The sequence below is a fragment of the Ruegeria sp. BHSB058 genome (assembly GCF_059613285.1).
On record NZ_JBXWSF010000002.1, the window covers coordinates 12,639 to 35,013 of the forward strand.

The following is a 22,375-nucleotide window of genomic DNA, read 5'->3' on the forward strand; positions in this document are numbered from 1 at the left end:
GGTGCGGCCAGCTTGCGACACAAGAGCGCTTGGCTTAAGAGGGCGCAAACGCAGAGGGACTCACGTCCTCGCCCCAATCCGGAAGGGTCGCACATGGCGCGTCGCAAGAAGATTTACGAAGGCAAGGCCAAGATCCTGTATGAAGGCCCCGAACCGGGAACCATCGTGCAGTATTTCAAGGATGACGCGACCGCGTTCAATGCCGAAAAGAAGGACGTCATCGAAGGCAAGGGCGTGTTGAACAACCGCCTGAGCGAGTTCTTCATGACCGGATTGAACCAGATCGGCGTGCCGACGCATTTCATCCGCCGCCTGAACATGCGCGAACAGCTGGTACGCTCGTGCGAGATCATCCCGCTCGAAGTGATCGTGCGCAACTATGCCGCCGGTTCCATGAGCAAACGCCTGGGCATCGCCGAAGGCACGCAGCTGCCGCGCCCGATCGTCGAATACTGCTACAAGGACGACGCCCTGGGCGATCCGATGGTGACCGAAGAGCATATCGCCGCCTTCGGCTGGGCCAGCCAGCAGGACATGGACGATATCCTCAGCCTGGCGTTGCGGGTCAACGATTTCATGAGCGGCCTGATGCTGGCCGTCGGTATCCGCCTGATCGATTTCAAGATCGAAATCGGCCGTGTCTATGATGGCGATTTCCAGCGGCTTGTCGTGGCCGACGAAATCAGCCCCGACAGCTGCCGCCTGTGGGATATCGAGACCGGCCAGAAACTGGACAAGGACGTGTTCCGGCGCGATCTGGGCAGCCTGACCGATGCCTATTCCGAAGTGGCGCGCCGTCTGGGCGTTCTGCCGAAAAGCCAGGTGGCCAAGCCAACCCTGATCAACTGACCGCACCGCCCGTGATGGGCGGCGCATTCGAGTATTTGTGGAAAGATGAAGCCTCAGGGGTTTCTCAAGCAAGCCGAGGGACGGACAAGATGAAGGCACGGGTGCATGTGATGCTTAAGAACGGGGTTCTGGACCCGCAGGGCGAAGCGGTGCGTCATGCATTGGGCGCGATGGGCTTCGACAAGGTCGAGGGCGTGCGCCAGGGTAAGGTGATCGACCTGGAACTGGCCGAAGGCGCCACCGAGGCCGATGTCGCCGAGATGTGCGAAAAGCTTCTCGCCAACACCGTGATCGAACGTTACGAGATCGAACTGGCCTGACGCATGCGGGCCGCGCGTCTGACTGCCTACCGACAGCCGCTGGAGCTGACGACCGTGCCGGATCCGACCCCGGATGCCGATGGCGTGGTCGTGCGCGTTCTGGCCTGCGGCGTCTGCCGGTCGGACTGGCACGCCTGGTCCGGTTCTGACCCGGATGTGGTGTTGCCGATGACGCCCGGCCACGAATTCTGCGGCGAGGTTGTCGCTGTCGGCGCAGACGTGACACGGTTGCGCGTCGGCGACCGTGTGATTGCCCCGTTCATTCTGGCCTGCGGAAAATGCGGCGATTGCTCGGCCGGAAACCAGACCATCTGCGCCGATCAGGTGGTGCCGGGCTTTACCTGCGACGGCGCCTTTGCCGAATATGTCGCCGTGGCCCATGCAGACGCAAACCTGACGGCGCTGCCAGACACTCTTGCGCCCGAGATTGCTGCGGCCCTTGGATGCCGCGTGACGACCGCCTGGCAGGCGCTGGTGGGTCGCGCCGCGATTCAGCCCGGCGAATGGCTGGCCGTTTTTGGTGGCGGTGGGGTCGGCATCTCGGCCCTCCTGCTGGGCCGTGCGCTGGGGGCCCGTGTCGCTGTCGTCGATATCAGCGACGACAAGCTTGATTATGCCCGCAAGCTGGGCGCGGACGCCGTCGTGAACGCCGCGACCTGTGATGCACCCCAGATGGTGCGCGAACTGACCGGCGGCGGCGCCCATGTCGGGGTCGAGGCGCTCGGCATCGAGGCGACGACCGTGGCCACCATGCGGTCGCTGCGAAAATTGGGCCGGATGGTCCAGATCGGCATGCCCGCAGGCGCACATACGCAGATGTCGCTGCCGATGGATGTGCTCTATTCCGGGCAGCTTGCCGTCTATGGCACGCGTGGCATGCCCAGCTGGCGCTATCCGTCCCTGTTGAACCTGATCGCAGGCGGACAGGTCGACCTTGCTCCGCTTGTGACCCGAACCATCGCCCTGAGCCAGGCAAGCGACGAGCTTGCCGCGTTCGACCGGCCTGCGCCCCCCGGTGTGGCCGTCATCACCGAATTTGTGACCTAGGAGGACCTGCCATGCGCGCAGCCGTAGTCGTATTCCCCGGATCGAACTGTGACCGTGATCTCGCCGTGGCCTTCGAGCAGGCGGGCTTTCAGGTCGACATGGTCTGGCACAAGGATGCAACCCTGCCGTCTGGCGTCGATATCGTTGGCGTTCCCGGCGGGTTTTCCTATGGCGACTATCTGCGCTGCGGCGCCATTGCCGCGCAGTCGCCGATCTGCAAGGCAGTGGTCGAGCATACCAATCGCGGCGGCTATGCCCTGGGCGTCTGCAATGGCTTTCAGATCCTGACCGAAACCGGCGTCCTGCCGGGTGCGCTGCTGCGCAATGCCGGCCTGAAATACATCTGCCGCACCGTCGGTCTCAAGGTCCAGACCAGCGCCAGCGCCTTCACGCAAGGCTACAACGCCGGTGACGTGATCGGCATTCCGATCGCCCACCACGACGGCAATTATTTTGCCGATGACGAAACCCTTGCCGCACTGCGCGATCAGGACCGGGTCGCATTCACCTATACCGAGAATCCGAACGGCTCGCGCGATGACATTGCCGGAATTCTTTCGGAAAACCGGAGAGTTCTGGGAATGATGCCGCATCCCGAACGCGCGGTTGATCAGGGCCACGGCGGCACCGACGGAACGGCGCTCTTTCGCGCATTGGCCGGGGTCCTGACGCCAGCTTGACTTGTGATGGCGCGCGAGGCGGCGTAGCCTTGGGGAATGAGTTCCGACGCTAAGATTTCCGACAAGGACCGCACTTCGTGGGTCCAGACCAGTTCGCTGGGCTGGCGTTTGCGCACGGTCGTTCTGTCCTTGCTGTTTCTCGCGGTCATCACCGTCTGGGTCACCAATACGCTTCTGACGCAACGATTCACGGAAAGCACGCGCAACCGGGCCGAACTGCGGCTGGCGCTGTATTCGGGCAACCTGCTCAGCGAATTGCGCCGGAACGCCATCGTTCCGCAGCTTCTGGCCCGAGACCCGACCTTGATTGCGGCGTTGCAGTCGAACGATTTTTCGTTGTCCACGCAGCGCCTGATCTCGTTCGTGGAAGAGATCGGCGCCGCCTCCCTGATGTTGCTGGACCGGGATGGCCGGTCGGTTGCCGCCACGGATCGGAACCGTCTGGGGGAAACTCATCGGGGCATGACCTATTTCGTGGATGCCCTGCGCTCCAATGCAACGATATTTTCGGTCATCCAGACGGAAGCGGGCGGCTACAGGTTCTTCTATTCCCGGCGTATCGAAAGCGGCTCCGAGGTTCTTGGCGTTATCGCTGTCGAGGTCGACTTGCAGAAGTTCGAACGCGCGTGGGCGGGAATTTCCGACGCGGTCATGGTTACCGACAGCACCGGAACAATCATCCTGTCCACCGAACCCCGCTGGCGCGGGCTGAACGAAAACGAAGCGTTGCAACGCCAGACGCCGCAAACCGCCATTCAGCGCGCGATACGGGCAACGACGGATTGGAGCGGCCTGCCCGCGGATGCCTATCTGCAGGGTGAGGCGGTGATGCGGATGGAATCCCGCATCCCGTTCCGGGGCTGGCAGATGACGTCCTTTACCACTTACGCTTCGATCCGCGAGCGGGTGAACAGCGTTTTGGCGCTGGAAATCATGGGCTTCGCGATTCTGTTGGCGCTGGCCTTCTATGCCCTCAGCCGGCGAACCGCGTTGCGCATGGCGCTGTTCCAGCGCGAGTCGGCGGAGCTTCGCGCACTGAACGCCAGGCTGCAGCGGGAAATTGCTGAACGTGAACGGGTTGAAAAGACGCTGGAAGTGGCTGAACAGACCCTTGCGCAAAGCTCGAAACTCGCCGCCCTGGGCGAGATGTCGGCCGCGGTCAGTCACGAGTTGAATCAACCGCTGGCAGCCATGAAGACCTATCTTGCCGGTGCGCGCCTTTTGCTGCGCCGCAACCGCCCCGAAGAGGCGCTGGCCAGCTTTGGCCGGATCGACGGCCTGATCGAACGTATGGGCGCGATCACGCGCCAGCTCAAATCCTATGCGCGCAAGGGCGCGGATGCGTTTTCCCCCGTAAATCTTGGCGATGCGCTGGCCTCGTCCCTCTCGATGATGGAACCGCAGCTCAGGCAGCGGCACGTCAAGATCACCCAGATCCTGCCGGAAGACCCGGTTCTTGTGATGGGGGATCGGATGCGGATCGAACAGGTCATGGTGAACCTCTTGCGAAACGCGTTGGACGCCACCAAATCCGTATCCGAGCCGGATGTCGAAATCATCCTGGCCGCAGGTGACATGGCCGTCCTGACGGTGCGCGACAACGGGCATGGAATCGAGAATATCGAAAACCTGTTCGAGCCGTTCTATACGACCAAGCAACCGGGGGATGGTGTCGGTCTGGGGCTTGCCATCTCCTCCGGGATCGTGAACGACCATGGCGGAAGGCTTACGGCGCGAAATGCGCAGAATGGCGGCGCGGTGTTCGAGATGCAGTTGCCAATTTTGGACAAGGACGGCCTGGAGGCCGCTGAATAACGAGGAATGACTATGGCACAGGCCATGAAAATCGCCATCGTGGACGACGAACAGGATATGCGCCAATCGATCAGCCAGTGGCTGGCGTTGTCCGGGTACGACACGGAAACATTCGCAAGTGCCGAAGAGGCGCTCAAGGTGCTGGGGCCGGATTATCCGGGGATCGTGATTTCCGATATCAAGATGCCGGGGATGGACGGCATTCAGTTTCTCAAGAAACTGATGGGATCGGACAGCACCCTGCCGGTCATCATGATCACCGGTCATGGCGACGTGCCGATGGCGGTCGAAGCCATGCGTGTCGGCGCCTTCGATTTTCTGGAAAAGCCGTTCAACCCCGACCGCATGTCGGAACTGGCCAAACGTGCCAGCAATGCCCGCCGCCTGACACTCGACAACCGGGCACTGCGCCGCGAATTGTCGGGGGGCACCCAGATCATGAAAAAGCTGATCGGCGCCAGCCCGGTCATGGAACGCCTGCGCGAGGATATACTGGATCTGGGGCAGGCCGATGGTCATGTGCTGATCGACGGTGAAACCGGAACCGGCAAGACGCTCTGCGCTCATGCGCTGCACGCCGTTGGCAGCCGCGCGGGCAAGAAGTTCGTGCTGGTATCCTGCGCCGCCTTGGGAGAGGAGGCCTTGTCCAAACGCCTCTTCGGCCCGATGCAGCCCGAAGACAGCCAGTTGCCCGCCATCGAAGAAGCGCGCGGTGGTACGCTGGTGCTGGAAGGTATCGAGGCCCTGAGCGACACGTTGCAAGCCCGACTTCTGAGCGTAGTGAACGAACAGGGGACACCTGCGGAAACCCGCATCGTGGCCATCTCGAACCTGCAGGAGGCCGGTAAGACAAGCGAGGACGTGCTGCGCCCCGACCTGTTCTATCGTCTCGCAGCCCTGCGGATCACGATGCCGCCGCTGCGCCAGCGCGGCGAAGACATCCTGACGCTGTTCACCCGTCTGAGCGAACAGTTCGCCGAAGAATACGGGTGCGACGCACCACAAGTGAGCGCGCAGGAAGCCGCGCAACTGCTGCAGGCGCCGTGGCCCGGAAACGTGCGACAGCTGATCAACATCGCCGAACGTGCCGTTCTGCAATCGCGTCGCGGCTCGGGTACTATTGCCTCGCTTCTGATGTCCGATCACGAAGAGATGCAGCCGGTGATGACGACCGAGGGCAAGCCGCTCAAGGAATATGTCGAAGCGTTCGAAAGGATGCTGATCGACAACACCATGCGCCGCCACAAGGGCTCGATCGCCTCGGTGATGGATGAACTGTGCCTGCCGCGCCGGACTTTGAACGAGAAGATGGCCAAGTATGGCCTGCAGCGTTCGGATTACCTCTGACGCAACCTCACTTCGGCAGTGACGCCGCAATATCCAGAAGCGCCGTGGCAATCGCTGCGGCGTTTTGCGTTATGTCGTGAGTTCCGGACAGTTCGACGTGCTGCCAGCCGCTTGCCGTTCGGGCGTCACGGGCCAGAGAGCGCAATGGGATGTCGGTCATGGTGATTGCCACACGGGGAATATCCCTTGGCAGCGGCCCATGGATCAGCTCGACCGCTCCGGTCAGCGACGCGAGGCTGACAGGGCGGGTCTGATCGCCATATCTTTCGAGCAACACCGGTGGCGGGGGCCACATTCCCAGATCGACGATATCCGGTGCGTTGATGACCAGCCATTGCAGGGTGCGGGTGTCGGCGGGGATGACTTCGGGTTCTGAATGTGTCGGCAGCGCGCCTTCGAAGAACACCACGGCTGCAATTTTGTCTCGACTGATATCCCAGGCAACGGTGGCCGGTCGCGTTCCGGCACTGTGCGCCACAAGGATCACGGGGCCGGACAAGGCATCGATAACTTCAGAAGTGTATGTGCCCTGATCGCCGACAGTGGTGGTGGCGCCGGTCATCGGAAGGTTCACTGCGGTCACATCCGCGCCGCCATCCTTCAGTACATCTGCGATGGGCTTCCAGTACATTTCGCTCACCCACGCCCCGTGGACCAGTACAAAATGAACACTTTCCCGGGCAACGGCCAAGGATGCGATGCCAAGGTGCAGCGTGAAGAACCCGAGGAAAAACCAGCTTTTCATCGTTTGATGGTTGGTCGAAGCCACAGAACCGTCAAGCCATTCCGGTCAGACGCATTCACTTTGCCCATTGTGTTTTCCGCAGGACTGCTTTTATTGTGACGGGACGGGCAGGGTGCATTCAGCGTCTATAAGCCCCGAATCATTGAGTTTCGCTGCTTTGCCGCAACTTTCGGACCACTTCCGGATGGCAACGCAGGCCGATTGTGCCTCTGATCAGAGGCAATGGAGTGCCTTCGCCCGGGACAATCGGGTGAAAGGAATAATGGGCAGGCGCAGGCTGGACCGCGTCTGTCGGAGAAGAACCGCGATGACGCGCGCGCGACCATTGAGTGAACGGGCAGGGGGCGATAGCGCCGGACCCTGCCTTGCGCCGTCTCACATCGCCCAGACAAGACACCACCCCAAAAGCGCCCATCCGCCCGGACAGGGTAGGACAACGCATTTGGCGCGGTGCACCAAGGAAACATGGCTAAGAAAATGCTTATCGATGCCACCCACGCGGAGGAAACCCGCGTCGTGGTGGTGGACGGCAACAAGGTCGAGGAGTTCGACTTTGAATCCGAAAACAAACGCCAGCTAGCTGGCAACATCTATCTTGCAAAAGTAACGCGAGTGGAGCCGTCGCTTCAGGCGGCCTTTGTCGATTACGGCGGGAACCGTCATGGTTTTCTGGCGTTTTCCGAGATCCATCCCGACTACTACCAGATCCCCGTCGCCGACCGCGAGGCGCTGATGGAGGAAGAGCGCGCCTATGCCGAAGCGATGAAGGATCGCGACGAAACTGACGAGGGAAAACCGAAAAAACGCCGCTCACGCTCGCGCGCCAAAGCCGAAGACTTCAAGTCGAACGACCCGGTAGAGACCAAGGATGTGGCCTCGGAACCCACGGGCATGGAAACGATCGACTTGGATGACGATGACGAACCCGGTGATTCAGAGGTGCCCGAAGGGACCTCGCCGATGGAGCGTGTGGCGGAAACCCCGGTGGAGGAACCTTCGGACGGGGAAGATGCTGACGACTCTGATACCGGTTCTGATGGCGCATCCGAAGAAACGCCTCGGGACACAGCTGTTGAAGAGGCGGAAAAACAAGCCGATGACGATGGCGACAATGGCGATGATGACGAAATCGGCGGTGTGGACGCAAGCGACAAGGATGACAGCATCGAATCCGTGGCCGAAGAGGATGACAGCGAGGATATTCGCCCACATCGCAAGCCGCGCCCACGCCGATACAAGATTCAGGAAGTCATAAAGGTTCGCCAGGTTCTGCTGGTTCAAGTCGTCAAAGAAGAACGCGGCAACAAAGGTGCTGCGCTGACCACCTATCTGTCTCTGGCCGGTCGTTATTGCGTATTGATGCCGAATACCGCCCGTGGCGGCGGCATCAGCCGCAAGATCACCAATGCGGCCGACCGCAAAAAGCTGAAAGAAATCGCGTCGGAAATCGATGTCCCGACCGGTGCGGGCCTGATCATCCGGACTGCCGGCGCCAGGCGCACCAAATCTGAGATAAAACGCGACTATGAATACCTGCAGCGCCTTTGGGAACAGATCCGCGAACTGACCCTGAAATCGATTGCGCCGGCGAAGATTTATGAAGAAGGTGACCTGATCAAGCGGTCGATCCGCGATCTGTACAACCGCGATATCGACGAGGTGTTGGTCGAGGGCGAGGGCGGATATCGCATCGCCAAGGACTTCATGAAAATGATAATGCCGTCTCACGCCAAGAACGTGAAACGGTACGAAGATACGCTGCCATTGTTCGCGCGCTATCAGGTGGAAAGCTACCTGAGCTCGATGTTCAACCCGGCGGTGCAGTTGAAGTCGGGTGGCTATATCGTGATCGGCGTGACAGAGGCGCTGGTTGCCATCGATGTCAATTCGGGCCGTGCGACCAAAGAAGGTTCGATCGAGGAAACCGCGCTCAAGACCAACCTGGAAGCGGCCGAGGAAGTGGCGCGGCAGCTGCGTTTGCGCGACCTGGCCGGGTTGATCGTTATCGATTTCATCGACATGGACGAGCGCAAGAACAATGCAGCCGTCGAAAAGCGCTTGAAAGACAAGCTTAAGACCGACCGCGCCCGCATTCAGGTTGGGCGTATTTCGGGGTTTGGTTTGCTGGAGATGAGCCGTCAGCGGCTGCGCCCCGGTATGCTTGAAGCAACAACGCAGCCTTGCCCGTCGTGCCATGGCACTGGTTTGATCCGGTCGGATGACAATATGGCTTTGTCGATTCTGCGTCAGATCGAAGAGGAGGGCACCCGCCGCCGCTCACGCGAGGTTCTGGTGCGCTGCCCGGTGGGGATCGCGAACTTCCTGATGAACCAGAAGCGCGAACATATCGCTCAGATCGAGGCACGATATGGATTGTCGGTCCGGATAGAAGGCGACGTTCATCTGGTCAGTCCGGATTTCTCGATGGAGAAGTTCAAGACCGCAAGCCGCATTGTGCCTGAACCTTTGGCCCCTGTTGTCTCGGTAAACGCATCCCTGATGGATCAGGTAGATGCGGATGAAAGCGACGACGAAGAAGAAGAAGATACTGTTCAGGTCGAGGAAGAGCAAAAACCCAAGCGTAAGCGCCGCCGCCGCCGCCGCAAAAAGAGCGGTGGAAATGGTGATGCTGCCGATTCTGGTGAAACTCAGCCATCAGAGTTTACCCCGGAAGAGGGAAGCGTCGAGGCAAAAGAAAATCCAAGTCAACCTTCGTCTGATGAAGCGACGGAAGAGGCCCAGCAGGACGACGCACCCAAGCCGAAGAAACGCCGCGCACCTCGTCGGAAGAAAAAGGAAGAGGCTACCGTAGTTGAAGAAGCTGCTCCGAACTCGGAAGCCGTGAACGAACCAGTAGCTTTGGAAAATGACGCAGGCGACGCCTCCGAAACCAACGAGACAGAGAACTCTTCGGCGGACCAGCCGACGGAGCCTGGCGTAGAGGAAAGTCAGCTCGAAGTGGTGGAAAGCGCTGCGTCGGAGCCGGAAGCAGAGGCACAAGTGGAATCTGAGGCCGTTCTGGAGACTACGTCGGTCGCAGAAGAGAGCGCTTCAGCTGTCGAGGAAACTCAACAGTCTGATGCTGAACCTGAGAATCCCGACGAGTCGGACGAACAAACCGACACAGAGCCAACGTTGGAAACCGTGTCGGAAGAGCCACCACAGCCAGCTGAGCCCCCCAAGCCAAAGCGGCGTGGATGGTGGTCTGCGGGAAATTGATGTTTCAAAAAGGCGGGTCCGATTGACCCGCCTTTTTTCTATCCGCCCTTTCGGATCAGATAGAACTGGTGATCACCGTCTTCGCCAGTTGAAAGCAACGCATGTCCTGATTCTGCGCAGAAGTGAGGAACGTCGACTATAGCTGCAGGATCATCTGCCAGAATGCGCAGAGTTGCACCGTCTGGCATGGACTTCAGCCGTTTCCTGGCCTTTAGGACGGGCAGGGGGCACAGCAAGCCCAAAGCGTCCAGAGTTTCGGTTATCTCGGTCATATATGCCAGATATTGCCCAACGCCGATCCTGTCCAGCGGTCAGACCACGGGGATGTGACCGCATGGCCTCGTGACGTCCGCGCATTCATGACATATGTGCAGTTACATGTTCGGAATCGATATCATCGACGCGGGCCTGCTGCCTGCCATGTTCATCGCCATGCTTGGCGGCGTCATCAGCTTTCTGTCGCCTTGTGTCCTGCCCATCGTGCCGCCGTACCTGGCGTATATGAGCGGCGTGACAATCAACGAAATGCAGGATCAGGCGCGGGCACGGCGAAAGGCAACTCTGGCGGCGCTGTTTTTCGTTTTGGGCCTGTCCACGGTCTTTCTGTTGCTTGGGTTCACTGCTTCGGCTTTCGGAGCCTTTGTTCTGTCGAACCAGGAGCTTTTTGCCAAGCTCTCCGGGGCTGTCGTCATTGTTTTCGGGCTTCATTTTTTGAACGTGTTTCGTATTCCACTACTTGACCGCGAAGCACGTATGGAAACTGGTGACTCCGGAGGATCGGTATTCGGTGCCTATATCCTCGGTCTGGCGTTCGCTTTTGGCTGGACGCCCTGCATCGGTCCGCAACTCGGTGCAATTCTCTCGCTGGCGGCGTCCGAGGCTTCGGTGGCGCGAGGAACGTTGTTGCTGGGGGTCTATGCGGCGGGTTTAGGTATACCATTCTTGCTGGCGGCGATGTTCCTGAACCGGTCCATGTCGGTAATGAACCGGATCAAGCCCTATATGGGAACGATCGAGAAGGTTATGGGCGGACTGCTGTTGTTCGTGGGTATCATGCTGGTCACCGGGCTTTTTACGGCTTTCAGTTGGTGGTTGCTGGAAACATTTCCGGGGCTCGCGACGCTGGGTTGACGTGTTAAAACTTGCCTGAAATCGAAGGTGGCGGGTCTTACGCTTGCCGAAATTCCGCTATAGGTTTCGGCCATGAGGTCGAGATCGTGAGCAGTCAATCGTTGCACAGACAGGTGCGCAAGCGCCGGGTGTTTTACCTGCCCGGCTACGATCCCGTGCACGCACGCAGATACAGAGAGTTGTATCGCAAGGAGGGGGCGGAACAGGCGCGGATTTCAGGGTACGACATCGCACTTCGTCCGAAAACCGGCGTCGAACGCTATGGCTGGCATGTGACATCCCTGCAGGATGGAAGGCAAGTAGAGGCCGAGTTTGATGTTTTGGTCTGGTCTGATCTTGTGCGGGACAGCATGGCTGGCTCGATCGCCAAAACCTATATGCAAACGGTTCGTATGGCCTGGATCTATGTCGCGACCGGCACCCTGCGCCGCGTGATGAGGTTGCGCAAAGGGCCGGTGATCGCCGCACTCTACCCGGTCGGCATGCTGGCCTTGCAGTTGATACTTGCAGCGTTTCTGGGCGTGGCGGTCACTCAGGTATCAAAACCGCTTCTGGGTTTGTTAGGTTATGCTTTGGCGATTGCCACCAGCGCCGGTGCTTTGCAGTGGTTTCGAAAACTGGATAACAAGCTCCTCGTTTACTACCTGCTGCACAACTACATCTATTCCTCCAGATCTCACGGCAGAACACCTCAGGAATTGGAAGTGCGGCTAGCCGAATTCACGGCGCTGATCAGCGACGCAATGCGTGGCGATGTCGATGAAGTTCTGCTCGTGGGTCATAGTTCCGGCGCCCACTTGGGGGTTTCGGTTCTGGCAGACCTGATCCGGTCCGGTGGTGTCCGTGATGACGGTCCAGCTTTGGGGTTTCTGACATTGGGTCAGGTGACGCCGATGGTTTCGTTCCTGCCCGAAGCTCACAGATTGCGTGCCGATCTGCGTTTTCTTGGAACAAGCGACAGGATCACCTGGATTGACGTGTCGGCCCCCGGCGACGGTTGCGCCTTTGCCCTATGCGATGCGGTTGCTGTAAGTGGGGTTGCGACTGAGAACAAGCGTTGGCCGCTTGTCGTTTCTGCGGCCTTTACGCAAACCCTTTCTCCGGCACGATGGAAGGCGCTGCGCTGGCGTTTCTTTCGATTGCATTTTCAGTATCTTTGCGCATTTGACCGACCGCGCGACTACGATTACTTTCGCATCACTGCTGGGCCACTGACCTTGGCTGAACGTTTCAGTGGGCGAAAGTCTTCGAAATCCAGGATCGATAAGTCGGTGTCGAAATACACGTCGGTGGCCGCATGATCCCCCCCAAACCCGCGTCGCGGACAGACAAAGTTTCGCTTTGGCATTATGTCAAAATGTTCCGTCAGGACCTGCTTTCGGCCCAGCCGCACCGTTTGTATCGTGCGTGGATGGCAGAATTTCGCACGCCTTTTTTTCGATCCTTTCTGGTCAATCAGCCGGACCTGGTTGACGTTGTCTTGAAACGGCGCCCGGATGATTTTCCGAAATCTGACCGAATACGCGAGGGTCTCAAGCCGCTTTTGGGGAACTCGGTGTTTCTGACCAATGGTGAGACCTGGAAACGGCAGCGGCGGATTATTGATCCGGCATTTGAAGGGGGCAGGCTGCGCGACACGTTTCCGGCCATGCTTTCAGCATCTCAAGCGAGTGTTGACCGCTTGAGATCGCATGTGGGGCAAAATGTCGAGTTTGAGGAGATTACCAGCCATGCGGCGGCAGACGTGATTTTTCGAACACTTTTTTCAATTCCCATAGATCACGACATAGCTTCGCAAGTATTTGAAAGGTTTCGCGCCTACCAGCGGGCGCAGCCCTTGTTGAACCTGGCGGCTTTCCTGCCGATGCCACGGTGGATTCCGCGGTTTCATTCGCGTCAGACACGGGAGAACGCGGCAGCAGTGCGTCGGTTGATCAAAGAACTGACGGTTCAGCGAATGGCCGAGATTGAGGCGGGCACCGCGCCCGACGATCTGGCAACCAAGATCATGACAACCGTCGACCCGGTAACAGGTGAGCGGTTCAGTACCGAAGAGATGGTGGATCAGGTGGCCATCTTTTTTCTTGCCGGACACGAGACCAGTGCATCCGCCCTGGCTTGGACGCTATATCTGATGGCGCTGTTTCCGGACTGGCAGGAAAAGGTTGCTGCCGAGGCTGCGGCTTTGGAGGATCACAGCTTTGCGGTCATGTCCCGTCTCAAGTTAAGTCGTGATGTGTTTCGCGAGGCGTTGCGCTTGTACCCTCCGGTGCCGATGATGGTGCGGGAAACTATCTGTCCAAACCGGTTTCGGAACAGGCCAGTTCCGAAAGGCGCGCAGATAGTTCTGAGCCCCTGGCACCTGCACCGGCATGAACGCTTGTGGCACAGGCCGGATGAATTCGATCCGGCGCGATGGGGGACTGAGAATGGTCGACAATGCCAGCGCGAGGCATATATGCCATTTTCGGCTGGTCCGCGCGTGTGTACGGGCGCAGGATTTGCCATGGTCGAAGGTCCGCTGATCCTGTCCCTGTTTCTGCGCCATTTCCGATTCGAACGGGTTGAGGGGCGCGATCCGGTTCCAGTCGCTCATCTGACGGTCAGGGCAAAGGACGGCATTTGGCTGCGCGTCCTTGAGCGCTAACAAACTACCATCCGTCAAAACCTTGCTGTATGCGGAAGGCAAAGTGGAATCAGATTGAACGGGAAAGTGTTATGTCCAAGGCAGATCAGCGCGAACAAATGACCAACGGGGCGGGGTTTATCGCAGCTCTGGATCAAAGTGGCGGCTCTACCCCCAAGGCGCTGGCGCTTTATGGCGTGGATGCCTCGCAGTACGGCTCGGAAGAAGAGATGTTCGACGAGATCCAGAAGATGCGGGCGCGGATCATCCTTGCGGATGGCTTTACCAGCGACAAGGTGATCGGTGCGATCTTGTTTGAACGTACCCTGGGCGAGGAAATCGACGGCAAGCCTGTTGCCGACTACCTCTGGCAAAAAAAGGGCATCGTACCGTTCCTCAAGATCGATAAAGGCCTGGCTGAGCAGGAAAACGGCGTTCAGATGATGAAGCCGATTCCGGGCCTTGCCGAATCTCTGGCCAAGTATCCCAATGTTTTTGGGACCAAGGAACGTTCGGTAATCCACGAGGCCAATGCCCAAGGCATTGCGGCGGTCGTTACCCAGCAATTCGACGTTGCTCGTGACGTGATCGCTGCAGGAATGGTCCCGATCGTGGAGCCAGAGGTGAACATCCATTCCGAAACCAAGGCCGAGGCCGAGGATATTCTGAAAGCAGAAATCCTCAAAAACCTGGACAAGCTGAGCGATGGGCAGGAAGTGATGCTCAAACTCACCATTCCGAGCAAGGCCAACCTTTACGACGCGTTAGCGGATCATCCGCGTGTCCTGCGTGTTGTTGCGTTGTCGGGTGGATACTCTACCGAAGAGGCGTGCGACCTGTTGGCCAGGAACGGCAAGATGATCGCTTCATTCTCGCGTGCTTTGACCGAAGGCCTGTCCAAGCAGCAGTCGGATGAAGAGTTCAATGCTGCAGTTGGTAGCAATATCGACAAGATATATCGCGCGTCGGTGTGATGCCTAAAGCGCCCTTCGGGGCGCTTTTTAGTTGGGCTTGTCGAATTCTTTTCTGAGCTGTGCAGCCTTATCGCGCATCACGCAGCCCTCGGCATGGTCATTGACCAGCCCCATGGCCTGCATGAACGCAAACACTGTCGTGGGGCCAACAAACTTCCAGCCCCGTTTCTTGAGGTCCTTCGACATTGCCACCGACTCGGGCGATGTGGATGCTGATTGCGGGGGCGGCGGGGTTTCCGCCTCATACCGCCAGACATAAGCCGCCAGCGATCCTTCCGACGCCACCAGTTCCTGCGCGCGGCGGGCGTTGTTGATCACCGCCTCGATCTTGCCCCGGTGGCGAATGATCCCATCATTTTGCAGCAGACGTTCAACATCAACTTCAGAGAAACCGGCCATCTTGTGGAAATCAAATCCAAAAAACGCGTTTCGAAAGTTCTCACGCTTGTTCAGGATCGTGCGCCAGCTAAGACCCGACTGAAAGCTTTCCAGGCACAGTTTCTCGAACAATCGCTGATCATCCGCGACTGGAAAGCCCCATTCGGTGTCATGATAGTCAAAGAATTCCGGCGCGGCCTGGCACCAGTAACACCGAGGTTGGCCGTCAGGTCCAGATATTGTGTTACCCATGAATGTACACCTTTTGTTCCTTTAGGACGTTACACCCAACGACCAAGATCTGACAAGCGTTAAACCTTGTCTCGGTACCAGTTCAGAATAAACACACGAATAGCCGAGGCCAATCCGGTTTCCGGGTCGCGGTCAACATCAATTTGCGCGGCCAGTGCATTGATTGGCTGGTCTTTTTCTTTCGCAATGTTGCGAAATGCCCGCCAAAACTCATCTTCAAGCGAGACAGATGTCCGGTGTCCCTTGAGGGTCAATGAACGTTTTACCGGGCGGCCGCTCATTCATCCAGCTCGTGATTGTCAAGGTCACGCTTCTGCTTGTCCTGCTGAAGCCTGACGATTGCTTTTTCGGACTTGGTGCGCCCAAAGGCGACGGCATTCTGATCTGCGCGGGCCTTCTTTTCGGCCCGCGCCTTTTCTTTTCGATACCGGTTCAGGTTGACCGGCTTGCCCATCAGTCTTTCGGGCCGATCATCTGTTCGGGGCGCACAACGGCATCAAAAGTTGCCTCGTCCACAAACCCCAGCGCAATGGCTTCTTCCTTGAGGGTTGTGCCGTTCTTATGCGCGGTCTTGGCGACCGTGGTGGCGTTGTCATAGCCGATGGTCGGGGCCAGCGCCGTCACCAGCATCAGCGATTCCTTCATCAGCTTGTCGATGCGCGGCTCATTGGCCTTGATGCCCAGCAACATCCTCTCGGTAAAGCTGTCGGCCGCGTCGCCCAGCAGCTGGATCGATTGCAACAGGTTGTAGGACATCATCGGGTTATAAACGTTCAGCTCGAAATGGCCCTGACTGCCGGCAAAATTCATCGCGGCGTTGTTGCCCATTACATGCGCAGCAACCTGTGTCAGCGCCTCGGCCTGGGTCGGGTTCACCTTGCCGGGCATGATGGAGGAACCGGGCTCGTTCTCGGGCAGGATCAGTTCGCCAAGCCCCGAACGCGGGCCAGAGCCCAGGAAACGGATGTCGTTGGCAATCTTGTAACAGCTGCCCGCGATGGTCGCCAAAGCCCCGGACATAAAGACCATGGCGTCATGGGCAGCCAGCGCTTCGAACTTGTTCGGCGCGGTCACGAAGGGCAGGCCGGTGATCTGCGCCATATGGCTCGCAACCGCTTCGCCCCAACCGTTTTGGGTGTTCAGGCCTGTGCCAACGGCGGTGCCGCCCTGCGCCAGTTCGTAGATGCCGGGCAGCGCCGCGTGAACGCGTGCAATCCCCTGACGGATCTGGTGGGCATAACCGCTGAATTCCTGCCCCAGGGTCAGAGGTGTCGCATCCTGCGTATGGGTCCGGCCGATTTTGATGATGTCCTTGAACTCATCAGCCTTCTGCTCAAGACCAGAGGCCAGCTTTTCAAGCCCCGGCAGAAGGACGTCACGAACACTCATCGCCGTGGCGATGTGCATCGCGGTGGGAAAGGTATCATTCGACGACTGACCCATGTTGCAATGATCGTTTGGATGCACGGGGTCTTTTGAACCAATGATACCGCCCAGAATTTCGATGGCTCGGTTCGCGATGACCTCGTTCGAATTCATGTTCGACTGGGTGCCAGAACCCGTCTGCCAGACGACCAGCGGAAAGTTGTCGTCAAACTTGCCTTCGATCACCTCAGCCGCGGCCTGAATGATGGCATCGGCAATCCTGGCATCCAGTTTGCCAGTCGCTTTGTTTTCCATCGCGCAGGCTTGCTTGATCACGCCCAGCGCACGCACAATGGCGATGGGTTGTTTTTCCCAACCGATCGGGAAGTTCATGATCGAACGCTGCGTTTGCGCGCCCCAATACTTGTCGGCAGGAACCTCGAGCGGGCCAAAGCTGTCGGATTCGGTGCGGGTCTGAGACATCTGTCACTCCGTCTGGTATGCTGTTGTATGCCGTTTAGCCGCAGCCAAGCCGTGACGCAATCGGCCAGTTGGGCGCACCTTATGCGCAAGGCTTTTGCAGGTACAGACTTTCTGGCGCGTCAATTTTTCGTGCCCGTGCGGAACTGTATCGTTGTTTGCCTTGGGCTCGGCTGTAAGATGGTTTTCATTACCAGAGTGGAGAATCCGGATGCTTGAACTGTTCCGAGAGCGTTTGTTCCGTGTGATGCGGTATGGGTTAACGGGTTTTTTGATCTTCTTGTCGGTATCCGGTTCCGGTTACGCGGCGGAAGTCTCGTCATACGTGGGAGTCTATCACGGCTCGGCCAACTTGGTGGATACAGAAGGAACAGAAACACCTCGGGATATGAGCGTCGCAATCGCCGAAACCAAGGACGGGTTTAACGTGAGTTGGAGCACGACGACTTATAGACAAGACGGGCGTGTGAAGGAACAGGAATACTCGGTCGATTTCTTGCCGACAGACAGGCCGGATGTCTATTCAGCTGCCATGCGCCGGAACGTATTCGGACACGAGGTTCAGTTGGACCCAATGAAGGGTGAACCATTTGTTTGGGGTCGAATTACCGGCGATACGATGACGATCTATTCCCTGTTCATTGACGATGCCGGAGGGTACGAATTGCAGCAATTCGACAGGACACTGGCCAAAGGTGGTCTTCATCTATCGTTCACACGGTTTCGAAACGGAACGAAATCCAGATCCGTTGAAACATTTCTGACCAAGGAATAAGGCCCGCGAATTGCGGGTCCGGGCGGCTTTTTGATTTCGAATGGATTATTTGCGGAAGCTATCCAGTGACACCACATCGGCATCGTGCCGTGGCTGTTCGGGTGCGTCTTCGAAGACCTCTGGCGTAGCATCCAGGGGCTCTTCTTCGTCTTCTCCATCGGCAGTTTCGAACCGAAGGCCGAATTCAACCGAAGGATCAACGAAAGTCTTTATGGCTGAGTACGGGATATAAAGCGGTTCCGGCGAGTCGCCGAAATTCAATGTAATCGAAAAACCATCATTGGTTACAATGAGGTTTTCGAACCAATGCTGCATGACAATGGTCATTTCTTCGGGGTACCGGTCACGCAACCAATCGGCGAGTTCGACCCCGGCATGGCGGGTGTCGAAAGTGATGAAAAAGTGGTGCGCCCCCGGAAGACCGCTCGCGGCGACGTCTGCCAGAACTGTCCTGATCAGCCCCCGCATCGCAGAGTGCATGAGGTTTCCGTAGTCAATGTCGCGCGACATGGTATTTCCTCGATAAATATTGGTTTCAGCATACGGGATTCGCTTGGAAACAAAAGTGCTTCTATCGGATTCTTGGTCAGATGAAATGCCCGATTGTTCCAGTGACCGCCAAAATCACCAAGGTCGTCTCAATGCGAAATTTGACCCCGAACACCAGGACCCCTGCAAATGTGGTCAACAATAGGGCTTCGACATTCAGTTGACTGGGATCTGGCAAAGAAAAAGACATTGGTCCAAATGATACCGACGATAGTGCTCCAAACAGCACGTTGAGCGCAAACCAGACCGATAGATTCAGGATAACACCGACCACTGCCGCAGAAATCGCAGCCAGTGCAGCAGCCAGTCGGGGGCGCGTAGAGATCTGCTCCAAATACGGTGCGGCAAGAAATATCCATAAAAAGCAAGGAACGAATGTAGCCCACAAAGCGACGAGGCCGGCGGCGATAGAGAAGGCGAAACCGCCCTGGATATGACCGCTGAGCATCGCCACGAACTGGGTGACGAGTATCAGCGGGCCAGGCGTCGTTTCTGCAAGGCCCAGGGCGTCAATCATCTGGTCTGTCGAAATCCAGTGATATTGGTCCACCACAGTCTGTGTCATGTAGGCGAGAACCGCATATGCACCGCCAAATGTCACAACCGCCATTCGGGCGAAAAACCAGCCCAGATCGCTAAGTAACTGGTGACCTGAGGCGGTCACAACGAAGAGGGGAAGCAGCCAAAGCGTCATCCATATCGCAGCCGTTTTGACTGGATTATCACTAGGCCGTTTGATGGACGAAGGGACAGTCGTGGGCGTAGATGAGGTCATCAGCCCCCAGGTGGCAGCGAGTGCAATAATGAGTGGAAAAGGTAAGTTGAATACGAAGATGGCTATGAATGCCAGAACCGAGATTGACCTTGCCACGCCCGATACAAGCGCCCTGCGCGATAAACTCAGAAGCGCTTGGAGAACAATGATGATTACTGCCGCCTTGATGCCCAAAAAAGCGGATTGCACCAAGGGCAGCGCGCCGTATGCGGCATAGAGTGTAGTCAGGACGGCGATAACAATTGCGCCCGGGATAACGAACAACCCGCCCGCCAGCAATCCGCCAGAAACGCCCTTGAGCCGCCAGCCGGAATAGGTTGCCAACTGCATCGCCTCAGGGCCGGGCAAAAGCATGCATAGGGACAAGGCGCGCAGAAACGTCTGATCGTCGAGCCAGGGTCTTTTTTCAACAAGCTCCTGATGCATCAACGAGATTTGCGCCGCCGGACCTCCAAACGACATGACTCCGATCCGTCCAAAAACGCGCGCCAGATCGCCAAGTGTCGGGGTCATTTCTTGCGATCCGCCGGCCAGTCGTGTCCTTCTTCATACCCGTCACGCGCCCAACGGTATAACGCGTCATACAATTGAACCCCGGCCGTAAGCTGCTCGTGATCGTCCCGGTATTGGCGTGACAGACCGACGGAAATAGCAAGCAGGCCTGCCGCCTCAGGCGCCAGATCGTGCCGGTTGGTATCCGCCCCTCTTACAACTTTCGAAAGGTGGTCAAGAGCAGTGGATCTAAGCTGGAATTCGTCAAGCATTGTGTCAAAGGTGCATTTTTCGCCCCGGTGACTCCAGAACGTGTCTTCGACATCAAATGGGGTTGCTGCATATCGTTCGGCGACCCCCGATACTTCTGCCGGTGCAACGAAGAGAAATCGTGCTTTGGGATCGACAAATCGCCGGATGAGCCAGGGACAGGCGATCCGGTCTATTTTGGGGCGATGACGCGTGACCCAAAGTGTACTACCGCCGACCGCCGCAGGAATATTGGCAGATGGAATCCGCATGGCTTCGGGATGCTCTCGCCAAGCGTACATTCCACCTTCCAGGAACTCGGCGCGAAAGCCATCATTTTGCAGCCAGGCCACCAAGCCCTGACTGAGCTTTTGGCCTTTTTGGCAGGCGATGACACAGGGCCTGTCACCAATTCGCTGGCAAAGCCCTTCGACGTCGGTGTGGGGGTGCCGGAACGACCCCGGAATCATAAAAGGATCGACCTGAAAATCTTCGTCAGTTGATACGTCGACGATGGTGGGGCTTGACGGAGTGCCGATCAGACGGATGAGTTGAGGGACTGTTATTGCGTTCGGAGCTACCATGGCATGTGTCCTTTTCCATTGGAAACATGCGAACCTTGGGCTGGCGCCTCACGGGGCGTTCGCAATCCAGCCCCATGCAACATTGCTAGCGCTTGATCGCGGTTGCCGTCAATACTCGGGATTGAACACTAGGCGAAATCCAAGCGCTGACCGGTCATGCAGACCGGCAGTGTATCTTGTGGAAACTGACCAAGTTGTTCAAAAAACGAGATGAAATCGAACTGATTGTAAGTTTCCACCATGACGCCATCGCGAAACCGCGCCATGACCTGACCGGAAACTTCGATGGGTGCGCCATTGTCCGCGCGTGAGGTGCGGACATGCAATATGGCCGACAGCCAATCATCGTCCTCGATAATCTTTGGTATATCGACCCGGATTTCACCAAGAATGTGCCTAAAAGCTGTTACCAGATCTCGAAAATCGTCCGGGCCGACCTGCATTTCCGGAATCAAGCCGTCGGCCAATGTATCCGGAGCAAAGAAGCGGGGAATGGCATCAACATTGCCTTGCTCCCAGACTTCCTTGTACCAAGCTTTCAAGGCGTCGGATTTCGTCATCTCGCATCTCCGTCGTTGTCTGGTCACGATGGGAGAAAAAGGTGTACAATACCTGAATCCGACCCAGCAATTTCGATAAAGTCTGATCTTTTTCAGGAAAATGCAGGTTTCTGTTGCCAGGTACCTGCGGACCCCGCCTTACGCGGCTAGGCGCAAGGGCTTAAGTTTCGGTCTTGTTACTGCTTACGCAGCAACTGCAACCGGAGCACGATTGTCGTTTGCAATTGTACTGTTCGGACCGGTAACGGTGGTACCTCACCGAGACAAAGCCAACCCCTTTAGACGTCCGTCGATCCTATTTCGGCCCCATGATCCCCAAACGAAGGATTTTGGTGGAGCCGCCGGGTACCGCCCCCGGGTCCGATCCGCTTATTACGAGCGCGTTTATGTCCATAGTCCCCAAAGGGACACTACAGATATAAGTGGGAAGTTGACCGATGCAAAGAGGCGAAACGCGATCCAGTATGCATTTAACAAAAAAGAATATCCGAGGAAGCGCCCCTCAAATCGCCGCCCAGAGACTGAGGCCACCGACAGCAACAAGACTCATTGCCCACACCAATTCCAGATCGAACCAGCTGCGTGACAGGAACCGAAGGCCTAGCCATCGATAGACCGCGACCGAAAGAACCGCGCCGACCGCAATCATCGCAACCGTGTGAAGTGTTGCTACCAGCAAAGTCAATCCTACATTCGCACCCATCAATTCACCGGCCGCCTGATGGCCGGTGCTTTCTTCATCCAGCTTACAAAGCCCCAAATAGATTGGAACGAGCATCAATGCTGCTCCATGCGCCAGAGCGACAAGGAATGACCAAAGCACAAGGCGGGCAGGCGGAACGCGGGACAAGAAGCGTGGATGCCTTCGGGTTGCCAGAAGATAGAGACCCATTGCTGTCACCAGAACCGATGCACCAATACGAATCTCGAGCTGCCACTCCACGAGCGTGGTCAGCATCGCGAAAGGCAGCAGGATGGCGAGCATGGCCAGAAAATGCCCCGCCGCCAATGCGCCCAGCGCGCGCAACAGAGCAGAATGTTTCTGCTCCATAAGCGCTGCGGAAACAGCCAGAGGCCACCCCATTCCCGGGTTAATCCCGTGATAAAGGCCGCTCAGAAAAACGGCCAGCCAAAGGCCGGCCGTTGTTGTCATCAGAGTGTCC

Annotated in this window: 23 protein-coding genes and 1 other RNA gene; 12 read left to right on the plus strand and 12 right to left on the minus strand. The window is 57.7% G+C overall.

Annotation, left to right across the window (positions count from 1 at the left end):
* Positions 1 to 93 precede the first annotated feature (93 nt).
* The 6 genes from purC to AC2FNB_RS00630 all read left to right on the plus strand — a co-directional run bounded on the left by purC (position 94) and on the right by AC2FNB_RS00630 (position 6,058).
* The gene (gene purC / locus AC2FNB_RS00605; RefSeq protein ID WP_480748390.1) at positions 94 to 849 is read left to right on the plus strand and encodes a phosphoribosylaminoimidazolesuccinocarboxamide synthase; all 756 of its coding nucleotides are present in this window, start codon (positions 94 to 96) and stop codon (positions 847 to 849) included.
* An 89-nt stretch (positions 850 to 938) separates the two neighbouring features.
* On the plus strand, positions 939 to 1,169 hold the full coding sequence (gene purS / locus AC2FNB_RS00610) for a phosphoribosylformylglycinamidine synthase subunit PurS (protein WP_480748391.1): 231 nt from the start codon (positions 939 to 941) through the stop codon (positions 1,167 to 1,169).
* 3 nt (positions 1,170 to 1,172) lie between these two features.
* Positions 1,173 to 2,216, plus strand: coding sequence for a zinc-dependent alcohol dehydrogenase family protein (locus AC2FNB_RS00615; protein WP_496743817.1), 1,044 nt, complete (start codon positions 1,173 to 1,175; stop codon positions 2,214 to 2,216).
* An 11-nt stretch (positions 2,217 to 2,227) separates the two neighbouring features.
* Entirely contained in the window at positions 2,228 to 2,896 is a 669-nt protein-coding gene (gene purQ, locus AC2FNB_RS00620) for a phosphoribosylformylglycinamidine synthase subunit PurQ (protein ID WP_496743818.1), read from the plus strand.
* A 36-nt stretch (positions 2,897 to 2,932) separates the two neighbouring features.
* Positions 2,933 to 4,711, plus strand: coding sequence for a sensor histidine kinase (locus AC2FNB_RS00625; protein ID WP_496743820.1), 1,779 nt, complete (start codon positions 2,933 to 2,935; stop codon positions 4,709 to 4,711).
* 12 nt (positions 4,712 to 4,723) lie between these two features.
* Positions 4,724 to 6,058, plus strand: coding sequence for a sigma-54-dependent transcriptional regulator (locus tag AC2FNB_RS00630; protein WP_480748395.1), 1,335 nt, complete (start codon positions 4,724 to 4,726; stop codon positions 6,056 to 6,058).
* A 7-nt stretch (positions 6,059 to 6,065) separates the two neighbouring features.
* On the opposite strand, the gene AC2FNB_RS00635 is transcribed toward AC2FNB_RS00630, so the two are convergent.
* Positions 6,066 to 6,803 carry an alpha/beta hydrolase gene (locus tag AC2FNB_RS00635; protein ID WP_496743822.1) on the minus strand — a complete coding sequence of 246 codons (738 nt, stop codon included), beginning with the start codon at positions 6,801 to 6,803 and terminating at the stop codon, positions 6,066 to 6,068.
* A gap of 465 nt (positions 6,804 to 7,268) precedes the next feature.
* Here AC2FNB_RS00635 and AC2FNB_RS00640 point away from each other — a divergent pair, with 465 nt between their 5' ends.
* Positions 7,269 to 10,022 (plus strand): Rne/Rng family ribonuclease, encoded by a 2,754-nt coding sequence (locus AC2FNB_RS00640; protein ID WP_496743823.1) that lies wholly within the window; start codon positions 7,269 to 7,271, stop codon positions 10,020 to 10,022.
* Positions 10,023 to 10,060: 38 nt separating this feature from the next.
* Here AC2FNB_RS00640 and AC2FNB_RS00645 read toward each other — a convergent pair whose 3' ends face one another.
* Positions 10,061 to 10,294 carry a sulfurtransferase TusA family protein gene (locus AC2FNB_RS00645; RefSeq protein ID WP_480748398.1) on the minus strand — a complete coding sequence of 78 codons (234 nt, stop codon included), beginning with the start codon at positions 10,292 to 10,294 and terminating at the stop codon, positions 10,061 to 10,063.
* A gap of 106 nt (positions 10,295 to 10,400) precedes the next feature.
* Between AC2FNB_RS00645 and AC2FNB_RS00650 the strand changes: the two genes are divergently transcribed.
* From AC2FNB_RS00650 to AC2FNB_RS00665, 4 genes are all read left to right on the plus strand, one after another.
* The gene (locus AC2FNB_RS00650) at positions 10,401 to 11,153 is read left to right on the plus strand and encodes a cytochrome c biogenesis CcdA family protein (RefSeq protein ID WP_480748399.1); all 753 of its coding nucleotides are present in this window, start codon (positions 10,401 to 10,403) and stop codon (positions 11,151 to 11,153) included.
* A gap of 86 nt (positions 11,154 to 11,239) precedes the next feature.
* Positions 11,240 to 12,454, plus strand: a complete 1,215-nt coding sequence (locus AC2FNB_RS00655) for a hypothetical protein (protein WP_496743826.1) — start codon at positions 11,240 to 11,242, stop codon at positions 12,452 to 12,454.
* The gene (locus tag AC2FNB_RS00660) at positions 12,451 to 13,800 is read left to right on the plus strand and encodes a cytochrome P450 (RefSeq protein WP_496743828.1); all 1,350 of its coding nucleotides are present in this window, start codon (positions 12,451 to 12,453) and stop codon (positions 13,798 to 13,800) included. Before AC2FNB_RS00655 ends, AC2FNB_RS00660 begins: the two co-directional genes overlap by 4 nt.
* A gap of 71 nt (positions 13,801 to 13,871) precedes the next feature.
* The gene (locus AC2FNB_RS00665) at positions 13,872 to 14,753 is read left to right on the plus strand and encodes a fructose bisphosphate aldolase (protein WP_496743830.1); all 882 of its coding nucleotides are present in this window, start codon (positions 13,872 to 13,874) and stop codon (positions 14,751 to 14,753) included.
* Positions 14,754 to 14,780: 27 nt separating this feature from the next.
* Here AC2FNB_RS00665 and AC2FNB_RS00670 read toward each other — a convergent pair whose 3' ends face one another.
* The 4 genes from AC2FNB_RS00670 to fumC are packed head-to-tail and all read right to left on the minus strand — an operon-like array spanning position 14,781 to position 17,231.
* On the minus strand, positions 14,781 to 15,383 hold the full coding sequence (locus tag AC2FNB_RS00670) for a DNA-3-methyladenine glycosylase I (RefSeq protein WP_496743832.1): 603 nt from the start codon (positions 15,381 to 15,383) through the stop codon (positions 14,781 to 14,783).
* Positions 15,384 to 15,442: 59 nt separating this feature from the next.
* A complete protein-coding gene (locus tag AC2FNB_RS00675; RefSeq protein ID WP_496743833.1) occupies positions 15,443 to 15,664 on the minus strand; it encodes a ribbon-helix-helix domain-containing protein in 222 nt (73 codons plus the stop codon).
* Complete coding sequence (locus AC2FNB_RS00680) at positions 15,661 to 15,837, minus strand: DUF4169 family protein (RefSeq protein ID WP_496743835.1); 177 nt, start codon at positions 15,835 to 15,837, stop codon at positions 15,661 to 15,663. The genes AC2FNB_RS00675 and AC2FNB_RS00680 overlap by 4 nt, the downstream gene beginning before the upstream one ends.
* A complete protein-coding gene (fumC, locus tag AC2FNB_RS00685; RefSeq protein ID WP_496743837.1) occupies positions 15,837 to 17,231 on the minus strand; it encodes a class II fumarate hydratase in 1,395 nt (464 codons plus the stop codon). The genes AC2FNB_RS00680 and fumC overlap by 1 nt, the downstream gene beginning before the upstream one ends.
* Positions 17,232 to 17,439: 208 nt before the next feature.
* Between fumC and AC2FNB_RS00690 the strand changes: the two genes are divergently transcribed.
* Positions 17,440 to 18,003: a hypothetical protein gene (locus AC2FNB_RS00690; protein WP_496743839.1), complete on the plus strand. Its 564-nt coding sequence runs from the start codon at positions 17,440 to 17,442 to the stop codon at positions 18,001 to 18,003.
* Positions 18,004 to 18,048: 45 nt separating this feature from the next.
* Here the strand turns inward: AC2FNB_RS00690 and AC2FNB_RS00695 are convergent, their stop codons facing one another.
* The 6 genes from AC2FNB_RS00695 to AC2FNB_RS00720 form a co-directional block, all read right to left on the minus strand.
* Complete coding sequence (locus tag AC2FNB_RS00695) at positions 18,049 to 18,513, minus strand: SspB family protein (protein ID WP_496743840.1); 465 nt, start codon at positions 18,511 to 18,513, stop codon at positions 18,049 to 18,051.
* A 76-nt stretch (positions 18,514 to 18,589) separates the two neighbouring features.
* Positions 18,590 to 19,840, minus strand: a complete 1,251-nt coding sequence (gene chrA / locus AC2FNB_RS00700) for a chromate efflux transporter (RefSeq protein WP_496743842.1) — start codon at positions 19,838 to 19,840, stop codon at positions 18,590 to 18,592.
* A complete protein-coding gene (locus AC2FNB_RS00705) occupies positions 19,837 to 20,652 on the minus strand; it encodes a chromate resistance protein ChrB domain-containing protein (RefSeq protein WP_496743844.1) in 816 nt (271 codons plus the stop codon). Before AC2FNB_RS00705 ends, chrA begins: the two co-directional genes overlap by 4 nt.
* Positions 20,653 to 20,780: 128 nt before the next feature.
* Complete coding sequence (locus tag AC2FNB_RS00710; protein WP_480748410.1) at positions 20,781 to 21,212, minus strand: ester cyclase; 432 nt, start codon at positions 21,210 to 21,212, stop codon at positions 20,781 to 20,783.
* A gap of 99 nt (positions 21,213 to 21,311) precedes the next feature.
* Positions 21,312 to 21,660, minus strand: a transfer-messenger RNA (tmRNA) gene (gene ssrA / locus AC2FNB_RS00715).
* A gap of 54 nt (positions 21,661 to 21,714) precedes the next feature.
* Positions 21,715 to 22,365 (minus strand): hypothetical protein, encoded by a 651-nt coding sequence (locus AC2FNB_RS00720; protein WP_480748411.1) that lies wholly within the window; start codon positions 22,363 to 22,365, stop codon positions 21,715 to 21,717.
* Positions 22,366 to 22,375: the final 10 nt, after the last annotated feature.